Consider the following 15427-nt stretch of genomic DNA (forward strand, 5'->3'; position numbering starts at 1 on the left):
GGTTGTGTTCTGGCATCCCGGCGGATAGCTAGTCCCAGTTGAGACCGCTGGAGCTTTGGTATTCGGTGACTCGCGTTTCAAAGAAGTTCTTTTCTTTGGCGAGGTCCATGGTTTCGCTCATCCATGGGAACGGGTTGCTTGCCTGATTGAACTGCTTCGGCAAGCCAATACGTTCCAAGCGGCGATCGGCAATGTGATGCACGTAGTCGCGGAACAGGTCACGGTTCAGGCCGAGGATACCATTGGGCAAACAATCCGAGGCGTAATCGATTTCCAATTCGACTGCTTCGTGAATCAGGTCGATAATCGACTGCTGGAACTCTTCGGTCCAGACGTCCGGGTTCTCTTGCTTGATGCCGTTGATCAGGTCGATACCGAAGTTCAAGTGCACCGTTTCATCGCGCAGGATGTACTGGAACTGCTCGCCGATGCCGGTCATTAAGTTGCGGCGATGGAACGACAGCACCATCACGAAACCGGTGTAGAAGAAAATACCTTCCATGATGATGTAGTAACCGATCAGGTTTCTCAGGAAGGTCTGAATTCCCTCGAACGAGTCGGTCTTGAAGTCGGGGTCGAGCACTTCGCGGGTCAAGTTCATCTCGAACTCGTCCTTCTTGGTGATCGCCTTGACTTCGTGATACATGTTGAAGACTTCGCCTTCGTCGAGGCCCAGGCTTTCAACCACGTACAGGAACGTGTGCGAGTGAATCGCTTCTTCAAAGGCCTGACGCAGAAGGTACTGGCGAGCTTCGGCGTTGGTCACATGCTTGAAGATGGCCAGGACCAAGTTGTTACCAACCAGGCTTTCGGCTGTCGAGAAGAACCCGAGGTTCCGCATGATGACCTTACGCTCGTCGTCGGTCAGCTTGTCGCTGCGCCACGTTTCGATGTCCTTGGTCATGGGAACTTCGGTTGGCATCCAGTGATTGGCACAACCGTTGACGTAATGCTCCCAGGCCCAGTGATACTTCAGCGGCATCAGTTGGTTGACGTCAACCTGGTGGGCGTTGATCAGCCGCTTTTCATTGGCGTTAACCCGCTGGGTGCCGGTCATTTCGATATCGAAGCCGAGGCTTGGAGTGGACATCGTGTTTTCTCCGAAGGAAAATTTGTGCAGGGAATTCGCTTCTTGCCATCGCGTCGGCCACCAGGGCCACGGGGCCGACGCGTTGTGAACAGGGGCCTAACCGTATCGGCGAGGCCGGCGACAACACGTGCCTATTGGCACGATTCGCAGTCACCGTCCAGGTTGCACTGCTTTGCTTCCGGCTGTTGCTCTGGCAGTTGATCCAGATCATCGGTTTCGGCCGCCTTATCGCGATCGACCTTGATGTTGGACGAGGCACTCTGGTTCTTCATCCAGCGTGGCTGAATGCCGAACTTGTTGACATCGATTGTCGACTTCTCGACCTGGGTCGCACTGAGCGTTCGCAGGTAATAGGTCGTCTTGAGGCCTTTGTTCCAGGCGAGGAAGTACATCTCGTGCAGCTTCTTACCGCTTGGCTCGGCCATGTACAAGTTGAGCGATTGCCCCATGTCCAACCACTTCTGACGACGAGCGGCACACTCGATCATCCACTGCGGAGCGACCTCGAACGCGGTCAGGTACTTCTGCTTGATGTTGTCCGGGATACGGTCGATTTCCAACAAACCGCCGTCGTAGTACTTCAGCGATTCGATCATGTCGGAATCCCACAAGCCGAGGTCCTTCAGATCTTGCACCATGCGGCGGTTGATCTGGGGGAATTCGCCCGAAAGATTGCTCTTCACGAACAGGTTCTTGTAGGTCGGCTCGATCGACTGAGTGACACCGATGATGGTGGAAATGGTCGCCGTCGGAGCGATGGCCATCACGTTGCTGTTACGCATCCCGTTCTTGGCGATCGCGTCACGAACGACTTGCCAATCCAACTTCGAGCTGCGATCGATGTCGATCGGCAGGCCACGTTCCTCTTCCAGGATTTCCATCGAATCGATCGGCAAGATACCGCGATCCCACTTCGAGCCCTGGTAGGTCTCGTAGGTACCGCGTTCGCCGGCCAGTTCGCTGGAAGCCAGCAACGCATAGTAGGAAATGGCTTCCATACTTTCGTCGGCGAACTCGACCGCTTCTTCACTGGCGTAACCCACACCCAAAGCATACAAGGCATCTTGGAAGCCCATCATGCCCATTCCGACCGGACGATGCTTGCGGTTCGAGTTGCCTGCTTCGTCGGTTGGGTAGTAGTTGATGTCGATCACGTTGTCGAGCATTCGCACGGCCGTGTTGACCGTTTCCTGCAGCTTCTCGTGGTCGAGCTTGCCATCTTTGACGTGGGACAGCATGTTGATGCTACCCAGGTTACAAACGGCCGTTTCTGCCTTCGAGGTGTTCAGCAAGATCTCGGTGCAGAGGTTGCTGCTGTGCACCACGCCGACGTGATCTTGTGGCGAACGAACGTTCGAGGGGTCTTTCCAGGTGATCCAAGGATGGCCGGTCTCGAACACACGAGTCAGCATCTTGCGCCACAGTTCCAAAGCATTGATGCGGCGGAACATGCGGATCTTGCCCTCGTCGGCGAGCTGCTCGTAGTGCTCGTAACGCTCTTGGAACTTCTTGCCGTACAGGTCGTGCAGATCCGGCACTTCATCCGGGCTGAAGAGGGTCCACTGGGCGTTTTCACGGACTCGTTTCATGAACAAGTCAGGAATCCAGTTGGCCGTGTGCATGTCGTGCGTACGGCGGCGATCGTCCCCGGTGTTCTTACGCAGGTCGAGGAATTCCTCGATGTCCATGTGCCACGATTCGAGGTACGAACAAACGGCCCCCTTACGCTTACCACCTTGGTTAACGGCAATGGCCGTGTCGTTGACCACCTTCAGGAACGGAATGACGCCTTGGCTTTGGCCGTTGGTTCCCTTGATGTGGGCATTGGTAGCACGAATGTTCGACCAGTCGTTGCCCAAACCGCCGGCCCACTTGCTGAGCATGGCGTTGTCGCCGACCACCTTGAAGATGTGCTCCAGGTCGTCCATGACGGTGCTCAAGTAGCACGAGCTGAGCTGCGGGTGCAGCGTGCCGGCATTGAACAGCGTTGGCGTGGCGGAAGTGAAACGGAAGGTCGACAAGATGTTGTAGAACTCGATTGCCCGAGCTTCTTTGTCGTCTTCGTTCCAGGCCAGGCCCATCGCGACACGCATCCAGAAGTACTGTGGTGTCTCGATACGGCGGCCTTCGACGTGCAGCAGGTAACGATCGTAAATCGTTTGCAGGCCTAGGTAAGGGAACGCGGCGTCACGTTCTGGACGCAGGGCCGCAGCGATCTTGGTTAGATCGAACTCACGCAGCTTTTCCGACAAACGCTTGGCTTCGATGCCGACGCTGATGTATTCCTCGAACTGACGCTGGCAAACTTCGGCCAGATCTTCATTCGGGTGAATGTGACCCAATGCTTCGTTGTAGATCACCATCAGCATCAAGCGGGCAGCGACGGTGTCGTAGTCGGGGTCGCGTTCGATGCGGCTACGCGATGCCAGGATCATGGCCCGGTAGATCTCTTGCGGCGTGATGCCGTCGTACAGCGTGCGATAGGTTTCTTCGACCAGTTCTTCGGCCGAGCAGTTTTGCTCCAGCCCACGCACAGCCGAATAAATCCGGCGACGCATGCGAGTCGAGTCGAACGGCTGCTTCTCGCCGGTTTCCACTTTCACGTGAATGCGTGGAGCTTGCAGCGTGCCGTCGGATTCGACCGCTCGCAGAGCTCGCAACTTGGCATGCTGTTCACGATACAAGATGTAGCGTCGGGCAACGGAGAAGTGCCCGTGACGCATCAGCTGAATCTCGACGGCGTCCTGAATCGTTTCCACGTCCACGCCATCGCGGCTGAACGGTCGATTTTCGATCTGATTGACCACATTGGTCGTGATTTCTGAGATCTGCAGCTGCAAAGCGCCTTCGATGGGTTGGCCATCGGCGATCCCAATTTCGGCTCGGAACGCTCGCTCGATCGCTTGCTCGACGCGGGCCGATTCGAAGGAAGTAATTCGGCCATCCCGCTTGCGGACGTCCAAAGATACCTGGGTCGTCACTGTCGTCATGACATCGTCTCCTACAGGTTGCTGACTGCCAGTCGGTTTCATGCCGTCTGGGTTCTTCTTTGATTCCATTGCCGTCGCCTTAAATCAGCCTTGAATACAAACCTTGCATGAACCTCACACCGGGGGGTGACAACGTTCGAAAATTGACAGCATCAAGCGCAAGCAAGCCGCGTAGGTTTTACTTGGTCGTCCATGACACAACGTTCAGACGAGAACTTGAGACTCCTAATCTTCACCCCTGATAACAGGGGTAACGTCACCCGCTCAGCTTGGCTGCCTATTGCCGCGCTACCTCGTGGGCACCACTACAAGATATTGTATCGCTGGATCACCAAGGCACAATATCCTGTGTCGCTAAAAATGGTTTATCGCCAGATGTTGGGGGCGAATTGAATCATTCTCAACGACGGGAGCCCAATATATCGTGGTAGCAGACCACGTCAACCACATTATCTTCACATGCCATAAACCATTGCTAGCCAACAAGTAAGGCCAACATCCGACATATCTTTCCACACCCTGTTCGCTAGCAAGCAAGTGCTATCTGACCATGGGGGCGATACCTCAAGGGAGGATTCTCACACCCCAAGTGCCTGAAAACACGACACTTAGCGACTTCGCCCAAACACTAACACTAGATCTTGTGCCAGCAGAGGCCAACTCAGGGAACCCAACCAAGATTTTTTGGACTTTATCAACCTCTTACCGGGACTTCATCCCATCTGCACAAGATAGCGAGGTTAGTGACACGTTTGGTCACGCGCAATTTCGAACTTAAAACGAAATGCGATCGCCGTTATGATGAGGTGATAGCACCTGCCACCTCGCTCCTTCCTTTTTCCCACCCACCATATTTATGTGCTTCGACTTCGATAATGCGCGAAGCGGTCTTTTCGTGGCCGTGTTCAGCCTGACGGTCCTTCTACCCACAACATGTTGGGCCTTGGAACCTGAAGCGCCCGACCACTTCGAGAAGACAATACGACCAGCCCTGGTGAAATACTGCGCTGCGTGCCACGATCCGGAAGATCCGAGCAACCACATTAAGTTTCTCCAAGCCGACACGACCGCTGGCATTCAGCATTTGCGCGGTATTTGGGGTAGCACCGCCGCGCAGCTTCGTAATCGGACGATGCCGCCGTCGGATGAAGATCAACCTAGCGAGCAGGAGCGTCTGCAATTGGCCCAGTGGATTGACGACCACTTGCGGGCCACAGCCTGCGAGCTTGGCCCTTACGCGGGCAACGTGACCACGCGTCGTTTGAATCGCCAGGAGTACGAAAACACCATCCGCGATCTGGTCGGTCCAGAGCTTGGTTATCACGAGACCTTACCAACCGATGGTGGCGGTGGCGAAGGCTTCAACAACAACGGCGAGACCCTCTTTCTGCCGCCGATGCTCATGGAACGTTACGTCGAAGCGGCCCAGGATATTCTCGACGCAGCGATCGTGACGCCGGCCTTGCGCAAAACGTTTTCCGGCGATCAACTGATTCCACAGGGCAAAGCCCAGGCCAACGGAGCACGCCTGTTGAAGCCGGGCCAAGAGCTGACCGCCGGAACGGTCATTTACGTCAGTGGCGATTACGAGTTGACCGTCGACGTTCGCAATGCACAGAAGAAGGAGCTCCGGCTCGTCTTGAAGCTCGATGGACTTCCGGCCGACCGATTCAAGCTGAGCTCGAAGTACGAAGAGCAATCCTTTAGCACGACCGTTCGCCTGAATCGCGGCTTCCATGCGATTGCAGTAGAGAACCCCCAAGCACAACCTAACGTCGAGCTTCTCCGTTTGAAAGTGAAGGAACTGGGAATCAAACGTCCTAAAGAAGCCCAGAAGTTTCACGATCGAATCTTTCAAGCCAATGACGGCAAGTATGCCCAAGACCGGGATGCTGCCACCAAGCTGATTCATCAGTTCGCTTCCCGTGCATTTCGACGCCCTGTGAACGATGACGAGTTGAAACCCTTTTTTGCCCTTTATGATCGAGCTGTGAGCCGCAACGATCCCTACGAGGAATGCGTTAAGCTGGCATTGAAGGGAATCTTGATTTCGCCTCACTTCCTATTTCGGATCGAAGCGACTCCGAAGTCGTCTGAATTGCAGCGCATTAGCGACTACGAACTGGCCACGCGACTTTCATATTTCCTGTGGTCGAGCATGCCGGATCAGCACCTGTTCGACTTGGCCAAGGAAGGCAAGCTTCACCAAACGCCTGTGCTTAAAGCGGAAGTCCAGCGGATGCTGCACGACCCGAAGGCCGACGCTTTTTTCGAGACGTTCACCGGGCAGTGGCTCGGCACGAAAGAAGTGGGCGGAAGTATTTCCCCGATCAACGGCCAGTACCGCGATATCTACTCAAGTGAGTTGGCGGCCAACTTTCGCGCCGAAGCAGTTCAGCTGACGACCTATATTGCGAGAGAAAACCGGTCGATCATCGATTTCCTCGACGCCGACTACAGCTTCCTCAACGATCGCCTGGCCAAGCACTATGGCCTGCCCCAGCTGAAAGGTCGTCAGCTACGCAAGGTCGAAGTCGACAATGGCCAACGGGGCGGATTGCTAGGCTTAGGCGGCGTGCACATGGTGACCTCGTATCCCCAGCGTTCGAGCCCCGTGCTGCGAGGTGCCTGGGTGCTGGAAACATTGCTGGGGACGCCGGTTCCTAGCCCACCGGCGGACATTCCGGCCCTGCCTAAGAAGGTCAGCTCGAAAGATTCCACGACCTTCCGGCAGAAGCTAGAAAAGCATCGCGATAACCCTTCGTGTGCCGCGTGTCACGATTTAATTGATCCCATTGGCTTCGGCCTGGATAACTACGATTTGCTCGGCCGCTGGCGTGACAAGACCGAGAACGGCAAGCCGGTCGATGCCACCGGCATACTTCCCTCAGGCGAGAAGTTTGCTGGCCCGGTCGAGCTTAAAAAGATTCTGCTATCAAGAAAGCAGGAATTCACTCGTCATTTCAGCCGAAAAGTCTTAGGTTATGCCCTAGGACGAAGTCTGGAAGATCCCGACAGCTGTACGATCGAATCGCTGGTCACATCGCTCGAAAAGAACGGCTACCGCTGCCAAACACTGATCGAAGAGATTGTGCTCAGCATCCCCTTTGGTTATCGTCAACTCGCGACGACGCCTGCCCACCCCTCCCACTAAATTCCCTCCCACCGCAATCCTCGACGAAGGAAAGACTGATGCCTCAGCCCATTTCACGACGGACGCTGCTCAAGGGAGCCGGTGCGGCGTTAGCGCTTCCTTGGCTTGAATCGATGAGTCATCGCAGCTTCGGTTCAGAAACATTGAGCGAGCCACCCAAACGCGCGGCGTTTCTCTTTGTTCCCAATGGTGTTCGCAGCGATCAATGGAACCCGGCCAAATCGGATGACGGCAGCTTCGAGCTGACTCCGATGCTGCAGCCGTTGAAGGGGGTCAAAGAAGAGATCACCTTGCTCGAAAATCTGTGGCATAAGAATACCGTCGGTCGCAACGGGCACTGGCCCAAGGTGCCGGCATGGCTCTCGGGTGGGTTCGTCGAACGCACATCGGGCCGCGACATCAACACCGGGGGGATCTCGATCGATCAGGTTCTCGCCAATAAGATCGGCGATCGCACGCCGCTGCCATCGCTGGAACTTGGCGTCGATGCGGCTTACACAGGCGTCGATAACGTCGGGGGCGGATTCACGCGAATTTATGGCTCGCACATTGCCTGGCGAGATCCTCACACGCCGGTCCCGAAAGAAATCGTACCGCGACTGGCCTTCGATCGCTTGTTCCGCACGACCACGGCCGGCCCGGTTGTCTCGGGGTTCAATCCAAACCAAAAAGCCGTCGCCGATTCGCTGGCTCGCGATGATGCGAGTGTGCTTGACCTGGTACTGGAAGACGCCAAATCACTGCGGGGGAAAGTCGGGGAAGGGGACCGAGCGAAGCTGGACGAATACCTCGAGTCGGTTCGCAGTGTCGAGAGACGCATCGAGAGCGCCTTGAAACCTCAAAAGCGTTGGATCAACGAGGGGCGTTTCGACCTGCCGCGGCCTGGTCCTGGCATTCCGGAAAGTCACGAGGAACATGTTCGCTTGATGCTCGACATCATGGTCCTGGCCTTTTGGACCGATACAACCCGCATCTCGACGTTCATGCTCGGTAACGCGCAAACCGGCCGAAACTTTGGCTTTATCGACGGCGTACGCGGCTCGTTCCACGGTCTGTCGCACCATCGCAACGAACAGAAGGAACGCGAGCAATACGAAAAGATCGTGCTCTGGCACTTGTCGCAGTACGCATATCTAATCGACAAGATGCGCAGCCTCGACGAAGGGGGCCGGTCGCTCTTAGATAACAGCCTAGTGATGTACGGCTCGAGCATCAAAGATGGCAACACGCACCAGGAAGAAGACCTTCCGCTGCTGCTGGCCGGCAAGGGGGGTGGCAGCTTCAAGACCAACCGCCGGATCACCGCGCCGAAAGATACGCCGCTGTGCAACATGTACGTCTCGATGCTTCGGCATATGGGGGTCGAAGCCGAGAGCTTCGGTGACAGTACCGGTCACCTAGAAGGCTGGAGCTAGCACGACCTTCGCGATTACTTCGATTGCGGCAAGTTTGTGAGCTGCACGAGAACGATTTACCGGCCATCCGCTGCCGACCGATTACAGATGAAGGGTCATTTTGGTATCGACCCTTCGATTTGATTTCGGCTTGTGCAGGAATTGTGCCCATGGCTCGCTTGTGGATTTTCTGGACCCTATTGGCAATCGTGGCGGTTGCTCCTAGCGTCGGCCATGCGCAGTTTCCGACAGAAAGCATCGCCGAAGACGCCTTCGAAGAATTTGAAGCCGAAGCGGAAGAAGAGGGCGAGATCGAGACCGATCGCGATTCATTCACGCCATCGACTGCCGTGGTTGGAACGGGCCGGTTCGTCTTTGAATCGGCCTACACCTTTGTCGACAACCGGGGCGTGCCAGAGACGCACAGTTTCCCCGAGATCCTCACACGCTACGGCGTATCCGAGAACATCGAACTTCGCTTCGGTTGGAATTACGAAGCTGGTGGGGCCGGCAATCCAACTTCCGGCAACGTCCCCGACCAGTTCGAGGAAGAAGCCGAGCTTGAGCGTGAAAGCAGCGTCCTGTATGGAGCAAAGTTCCTCCTCACCGAGCAGTGCGGCTGGACGCCAGAGGGTTCGTTGATCGTTCAAGGCTTTACACCTACTAGCGGTGAAGCGACCGACAGCAGCATGTCCGCGACCTACGTAGGCGGCTGGACCCTACCCAACGACTGGGTCTGGGACTCGGCCCTTCGCTATAGCACCGGCAGCGAAGAAGAGGACCACTTCAACGTCTGGGCACCCTCGACGGTCGTGAAGGTCCCCTTCGGCGAACGCTGGAAAGGGCACGTTGAATACTTCGGTATCTTCACTGAAGGGCGCGAAGCGGAAAGCACCCAGCACTTCTTCAGCCCTGGCATGCACTACTTGATCTGCCCCGACTTTGAAGTCGGCGTGCGCGTTGGCTGGGGCTTGAACGACCAGTCGCCAAACTTCTTCAGCAACGTGGGCTTGGGCCTGCGGTTCTAAGAAGCAGGGGGCGTTTCCCATGCTCGATCAAGTCTTGGCTTTTCGACGATCATCGAACGAACACGAAACGCCGAGAGACTTCGCTCTCGGCGTTGGATGTTTTTCGCTGCACTGATACTTGACTTCACTCAACCGGACGGGCTGGTAAAACTAAAACCAACCCAGAGGATGTCGTACCTCCGCCAAGCTCGTTAGCCTAGCGGATTGTTCCAAAACCGAACGATCACGTCGAAGGGAAGATCGTCTTCCACGTCCACCGTATCACGTCCCAACAGTGTGGCGATTTCAAGTGATTCAATATCCGAGAAAATCACATCGTTGTTGTTGACACTCGCGGTTCCATTGCCGATCACGAAGTCGTCATGACCGAGTCCACCATAGAGCCTCAAAACGTCGTCAGCAGAGTCGCAACCGTACAATTCAATACCATGCTCTAAACTGCCTTGTCCATTGGCCATGAATAGGTTCACGGTGTCTGCGGAGGTATTCGAGCCAACGAGAATCACCCTGGAGACCTCATCTTGGGACTGCCGCGAGATGATTTGTCCGTTGTCGTTGTTCACGACCGTCACAAAATTCTGAGTCACGAAGACGGACACGTTCGCGCCAGCCTCCGGTGCTTCCAGAATTAGCACGGACTCCTCAAAGAAGACGTTGTCCTGAATGTTTTGGACATCCGTATTCCATCGGATGATGTTCGCCAGAGTCACCTCTTCCAAATCAATGACACGCGAAACCTCTTCCGATTGCAGGAACGCGTCCTGCGTATAGAAGAATCGGTCGCCGTCACGCAGACGCTCGAACTGATTGCCAACGATTGCGTGGAGCAATTCGCCAGCGCTGGAACCTGGGACATGGTCCTCGGCCAAAACACCAGTGAATATATCAATGTTATCCACCGTGCCGAACACTTCCTCAAGCTTCGCCTGAATCTCGGGGTCCGAGCTGATCTCTGCGAAGCTGGTCACGGACTCCAGCCCGTACCGGTCGCGAAGATTGTTATAGTCGGGAAGTCCGTGATCGCGTCCGCGCTGAATGTCGAGAGCAGCAAGATCCAGCCCGCCTGCGAGTTGAGAAATTGCTTGCATCTCCACAGATGGGAACAGCTGTCGAGCCCGATACTGCTGCATGGGTAGCCGAGCTTAAAAAGGACCTGGCAGACAAGCTGGTTCGCGCAGGGCTCATTGCTCCTAAGGTCGATGCTGGGGCGATCACTCTTGAACAACACCTAACCGAGTACGTCAATCGACGCACGGACGTCAAGCCGGCGACTCGCGTGAATTGGGGTCACACGCAGCGAACCTTACTGGACTTCTTTGAGAAGGACAAGCTACTGCGATCCATTACGCCAGGCGAGGCTCGCGACTGGCAACGATGGCTTCAAACAGGCGAAGCGAGAGAGAACGCCCACGCCGACCGCGGGATAGATGACGGACTGGCACCAAACACTATTCGCAAACGAGTCTCTAACGCTCGGCAGTTTTTGGAGGACGCCCTCTCGCGGGAGTTGATCGCTAAGAACCCGTTTGCCAGCCTTAGAGGATCCGTAGGGGCGAATCACGCTCGCGACTTTTTTGTTACGCGTGAGATGGCGGGCCGAGTACTCGAGGCCTGTCCGGACGCGCAATGGCGCCTCCTATTCGCCCTGAGCCGCTACGGTGGCCTTCGCTGCCCATCAGAGCATCTCGCCTTGCGATGGATCGACATCGACTGGGAGCGAAGCAGGATGCGAGTTCGCTCCCCCAAGACAGCGCACCACGAGGGGAAAGACCACAGGATCATCCCAACCTTCCCGGAGTTGAGACCATACCTTGATACGGTCTGGGACGAACCGTCTGACGATCGGGAATTCGTAATCACACGATATCGTCAACCAAATATCAACCTACGCACGCAGTTGGAACGAATCATCGAGCGGGCCGGCCTATCCGGATGGCCGAAGATTTTTCAAAACTTAAGGGCCAGCCGGGCAACCGAACTCGCGGCCGAGCATCCCGAGCACGTCGCGGCGGCATGGGCGGGACACTCAACAATCATCGCCAAAAAGCACTATTGGCGGGTTACCGACTCGGACTTTGAGAAAGCGCTCTCGGGAGGGTTGGCGCAAAATGCGGCGCAGCACGCGGCTGGCGATGAATGCACGCGATCGCGAGGCGCATAAAAAAACCCCAGTATTACCGGGGCAAGCAAACTCCTGCAGCTATGTACAAAAGTTCACTATGGGCGATATTGGATTCGAACCAACGACCCCTGCCGTGTGAAGACAGTGCTCTAACCAACTGAGCTAATCGCCCGGGATTTCTAACTGATGTTGCCCCACTTTTATAGGTCGGACGTACACGCAGAAAGGTTCGCCGGAATTACGTAAGTTCCGATTTCTCCGGCGTCGACGATTGAGGCGGGGGCTCGAATTTTGGAGCGCTGGCCTCTTCGAAGTCGTCGTAATCATCGAACTGTGTTGGCGAACTCTTGGAACTATACCCGGCATCCACAGAATCCTCAACCTCCCTTGTCGCGGAGTGGAACTCGGACTGGATGTCGGACAGGCCCCGTTTGAAGTCGCCGTAGTACTTCCCAAAGGTTTTGGCCACGCCAGGCAGGTTTTTGCCGAATAGCAGGATCGCAATCACTCCGATGATCGCCATCTCTTGCATGCCCATCCCGCCAAAGAAACCGAGAAGCGCCGACGATGTTCCTATTTCATGCAACATTGCGTGAATGTTTCACTCCATCAGGCAGCGTTCAAAGATCGTCGCTGCCGCGTAATCTGCTTGAAAATGAACCCTTACGACTTACCGCGAGTTACGCCTTGGGCGCTTCGCCGTTGTCGTGGTCGGCCGAATCGTCCGACTTGTCGTCCATTCCGCGTTTGAATTCGTTCACGCTCTGGCCCATGCTACGCATCAAACCAGGCAACTTCGTCGAACCAAACAGCAGCAAAAAGATCGCCAGGATAATGACCATTTCCTGAACACCAGGCATGCCAAAGCCGACCAACGCTAAATCATTCATACCGATCATGCTATATCCTCACACTCAAAAGTTAGAGCATTGAAAATACACGCAAACAAGTCGGCGAAAGCGAGTCAGCACCCGGGTGGGTCCAACCAGAACCAAACTCGTGCGGTTCCCAAGATAAAAAAACGGAACGTGTTAGACTGAATTCCGACTCTCTATTCTATGCAGACCGGCCCCGATGTCAAAGGGTCTCAAATTGTCGGAAGCTGCTTAGTAGCGAGGTATTGCTACCGATGGTAACGGTTTTTCGGCAACTCGGGGCTCTTCCGCCTCGAAATCGCGGTAGATAGGTAAGTAGCGGAAGTAAACTTCCAGGGACAACGCGGCCATTGCTGTTGAATAAACACGGCCTCCATAACCACCCCAGCGGCACTTTGGATCCCAGCTACCGGTGAACTCGCCTCCTTTAATCTGAGAGTCGAGTAGCTTTGGCTGAAGTTTGCCGGCCCAGCGTTTCCACGAATCGTCCTGCATCTGGTACATGGCCAGAGTGCCGTAGTACCAGTAGTAAAAGTCGATGTCGTCGCGGTTAGGTTCGCTCAGCATGACGAACTCGGTCGCTTCTTCAATCTGCTGAGGCGAATTCTCAATTCCCAGAAAGAATCGGCACGTCAACGCTTCGGCGGTCATGGTAGGGCTTGCCTTCTCTCCGGGCCGGTAGGCGGCGAGTCCTTTAGATGGACCAGCGGACGATTCATCTAAGAACCGTGTCATCAGGTCGCGCGTGGTCTTGTCGATCTCGATGCCAGAGAGTGCAGCGCTGTGCAGCGCCAGAACCTGCCAACCAAACTGGCTCATGTCACCGCGATCGCCGGGGTGATACCGCCAACCACCCATTCGCGGATGCTGAGCGGTGATAGTGTAGGCCAGTCCGCGATCGAGGAAAGGACGAATGCGTTCATCTTTGGTCATCGCATACGCTTCGCTGATCGCCAGAAGAGCCATCGCGTGACAATACATCTTGGCATAGGTGCCGGCCTGACCACCAAGACATCCGTCGGGATGCTGATGATTCACCAGGAACTCGAGTGACTTTTGAACCGTTACCCGATGCTTTCCATCCAAATGAGTATGCCCTTTGCCCAGAAACGCCAGCGTCGCCAGACCAGTGATGCCCATATCGGCGTTGTTGCCGGCACCTTGTCGATCGTGACCGGCGACTTTCGTTTCCTGCCCGGCACCATGCCCGACCGCGTCCCAGCGGCCGTCGTCTTCCTGATTGGCGGCCAGCCAGTCGAGTGCCGAGTTCAGCGCCGGCTCGATGTCCTTCGAGCCCCCCATCATTTCAATCCAGGCACCGGAGTCTTCGACAACGCGAGCCTGCATGATCAATGGCAGCGGCTGAGTATCCATCCGCGTGCGTGTCGCCCGAGGAAGGGGCAGATTGCGAGCCGCCATCCGGCTGGCCCACAACTGTTGCATTTGGTTTCCCTTCAGCGAAGCCAAGGTCGCATCGAGCGCCGTCGAACTTTGCGGCGTGCGTTGGCTTCGCGCCATCGCTTCCAACTGATTCGTCGAAGCAAGGAGCTGGTCTCGCTCGCCGGTTAAAGCATCGGCCGAGTCGGAATTGGCCATGGTATCGCGCAGCGTTTGCACATCGTTAGAAGGATCGCTTACCACTTGAGTTGGCATCGGTGCGCTACGCATCTGCGGCATACTGCGATCCACGCGATCGAGCGGAGGCATCGGCAGCGGTGATGATTGCTTTTCTACCAGGGGCGTTGACGCGGCAGGGGAGGGGGGCGTCATCGCTTTGGCCAATACAGGGCTCGGCGCCACTTCCAATTCAGGCAGTGGCCCGGTTGCCGGCACTTCGTTTTCGACCACTTGTTCGATCGGCAACGGCGGCTGAGGGATGTCCCACGAACGCTGCTCCAAATTGGGCATAGGTGGCTGCGGCAGCGGAGGCGTCAGCATTTCTGGCGTGGGCATTTCCATTCTCTCGAGCGGCGACATAAGCCCTTCGACCGGGGCAGGGGACATGGCCAGTTGGTCCCACGGTTTGACTTCCTTGTTGGCTTCAGACTGTTCGTCGTGTTGGAAGTCGATCTGACTCAGTCGAATATTAACCGGAGCCGAATTGCCAACACTAGCCGGGGCGAATAAATCGGTAACCTGAGCGTACGTCATCAGCAGCAAATGGGCGAAGATCGAAAGCACGACGCACTTGGAAACCGGTCGAGCCTGTCCCCAGCGCGTTTGCATGAGAATCAACAGCGACAGGGTAATGGACGCCAAGCCACCCCACAGAATGCCCCACACAATTTGCGAGGTTGTGTGACTCAGCTCCGCAATAAAAGCGAACGAGGCGGGGGTCATGCGTTACCTCCGCTCGTTGGATAGGCGAACCGAAATGGCCATCTCGGCGATCCCGGCCTGACGAACCGTCGTGAGCACCGTAGCGACCTGCTGAAACGGCACGTCACTATCCCCACGCACGAGCACCCCGAGGTCCTGATATTCGGCCTGAGATGCAGTCAAATGTGCTTTGAGATCTTCCAAATTGACCTCTTGCGTTCCGAGCATCACCCGACCATCACGAAAGATGTTGATGACCTTCTTCTCAGGAGCAGCAGTCAAAGCCCCCATGTCGCTCACTTGCGGCACATCCAGGTCGACCGATCGTTCCATTTCGGTGAACTTCGATCCCACCATGAAGAAGATGATCAACAAAAAAAGTATGTCGATCATCGGCGTCAAGTTGAGTGACTGGGCTTCTTCGTTATCCGTCTTCAGCGGCATGACCGTCTCCC

The 15427-nt window shown here is 55.9% G+C and carries 11 protein-coding genes and 1 tRNA gene; 4 read left to right on the forward strand and 8 right to left on the reverse strand.

Annotation, left to right across the window (positions count from 1 at the left end; genetic code table 11):
- Nucleotides 1-28: 28 nt before the first annotated feature.
- Nucleotides 29-1090, reverse strand: coding sequence for a ribonucleotide-diphosphate reductase subunit beta (locus HOV93_RS24350; RefSeq protein WP_235990967.1), 1062 nt, complete (start codon nucleotides 1088-1090; stop codon nucleotides 29-31).
- Nucleotides 1091-1221: 131 nt separating this feature from the next.
- Entirely contained in the window at nucleotides 1222-4149 is a 2928-nt protein-coding gene (locus tag HOV93_RS24355) for a ribonucleoside-diphosphate reductase subunit alpha (protein ID WP_207399163.1), read from the reverse strand.
- A gap of 925 nt (nucleotides 4150-5074) precedes the next feature.
- Here HOV93_RS24355 and HOV93_RS24360 point away from each other — a divergent pair.
- The 3 genes from HOV93_RS24360 to HOV93_RS24370 all read left to right on the forward strand — a co-directional run bounded on the left by HOV93_RS24360 (nucleotide 5075) and on the right by HOV93_RS24370 (nucleotide 9656).
- Complete coding sequence (locus tag HOV93_RS24360) at nucleotides 5075-7234, forward strand: DUF1592 domain-containing protein (RefSeq protein WP_207399164.1); 2160 nt, start codon at nucleotides 5075-5077, stop codon at nucleotides 7232-7234.
- 38 nt (nucleotides 7235-7272) lie between these two features.
- A complete protein-coding gene (locus tag HOV93_RS24365; protein WP_207399165.1) occupies nucleotides 7273-8649 on the forward strand; it encodes a DUF1552 domain-containing protein in 1377 nt (458 codons plus the stop codon).
- 149 nt (nucleotides 8650-8798) lie between these two features.
- Complete coding sequence (locus HOV93_RS24370) at nucleotides 8799-9656, forward strand: transporter (protein WP_207399166.1); 858 nt, start codon at nucleotides 8799-8801, stop codon at nucleotides 9654-9656.
- A gap of 191 nt (nucleotides 9657-9847) precedes the next feature.
- Here the strand turns inward: HOV93_RS24370 and HOV93_RS24375 are convergent, their stop codons facing one another.
- The gene (locus tag HOV93_RS24375) at nucleotides 9848-10744 is read right to left on the reverse strand and encodes a peroxidase family protein (protein WP_235990969.1); all 897 of its coding nucleotides are present in this window, start codon (nucleotides 10742-10744) and stop codon (nucleotides 9848-9850) included.
- Between the two features lie 8 nt (nucleotides 10745-10752).
- Between HOV93_RS24375 and HOV93_RS24380 the strand changes: the two genes are divergently transcribed.
- Entirely contained in the window at nucleotides 10753-11817 is a 1065-nt protein-coding gene (locus HOV93_RS24380; RefSeq protein ID WP_207399168.1) for a tyrosine-type recombinase/integrase, read from the forward strand.
- Nucleotides 11818-11876: 59 nt separating this feature from the next.
- Here the strand turns inward: HOV93_RS24380 and HOV93_RS24385 are convergent.
- The 5 genes from HOV93_RS24385 to HOV93_RS24405 form a co-directional block, all read right to left on the reverse strand.
- Nucleotides 11877-11950: transfer RNA gene (locus HOV93_RS24385), tRNA-Val, on the reverse strand.
- Between the two features lie 66 nt (nucleotides 11951-12016).
- Nucleotides 12017-12367, reverse strand: a complete 351-nt coding sequence (locus HOV93_RS24390; protein ID WP_207399169.1) for a Sec-independent protein translocase subunit TatA/TatB — start codon at nucleotides 12365-12367, stop codon at nucleotides 12017-12019.
- 91 nt (nucleotides 12368-12458) lie between these two features.
- On the reverse strand, nucleotides 12459-12677 hold the full coding sequence (locus tag HOV93_RS24395; RefSeq protein WP_235990971.1) for a Sec-independent protein translocase subunit TatA/TatB: 219 nt from the start codon (nucleotides 12675-12677) through the stop codon (nucleotides 12459-12461).
- Between the two features lie 207 nt (nucleotides 12678-12884).
- Nucleotides 12885-14993 carry a hypothetical protein gene (locus HOV93_RS24400; protein ID WP_207399170.1) on the reverse strand — a complete coding sequence of 703 codons (2109 nt, stop codon included), beginning with the start codon at nucleotides 14991-14993 and terminating at the stop codon, nucleotides 12885-12887.
- 3 nt (nucleotides 14994-14996) lie between these two features.
- Nucleotides 14997-15416, reverse strand: coding sequence for an ExbD/TolR family protein (locus HOV93_RS24405; protein WP_207399171.1), 420 nt, complete (start codon nucleotides 15414-15416; stop codon nucleotides 14997-14999).
- Between the last annotated feature and the right edge of the window lie 11 nt (nucleotides 15417-15427).

Origin of the sequence: Bremerella alba (genome assembly GCF_013618625.1) — a bacterium.
In the GTDB taxonomy this organism is placed as follows: domain Bacteria; phylum Planctomycetota; class Planctomycetia; order Pirellulales; family Pirellulaceae; genus Bremerella; species Bremerella alba.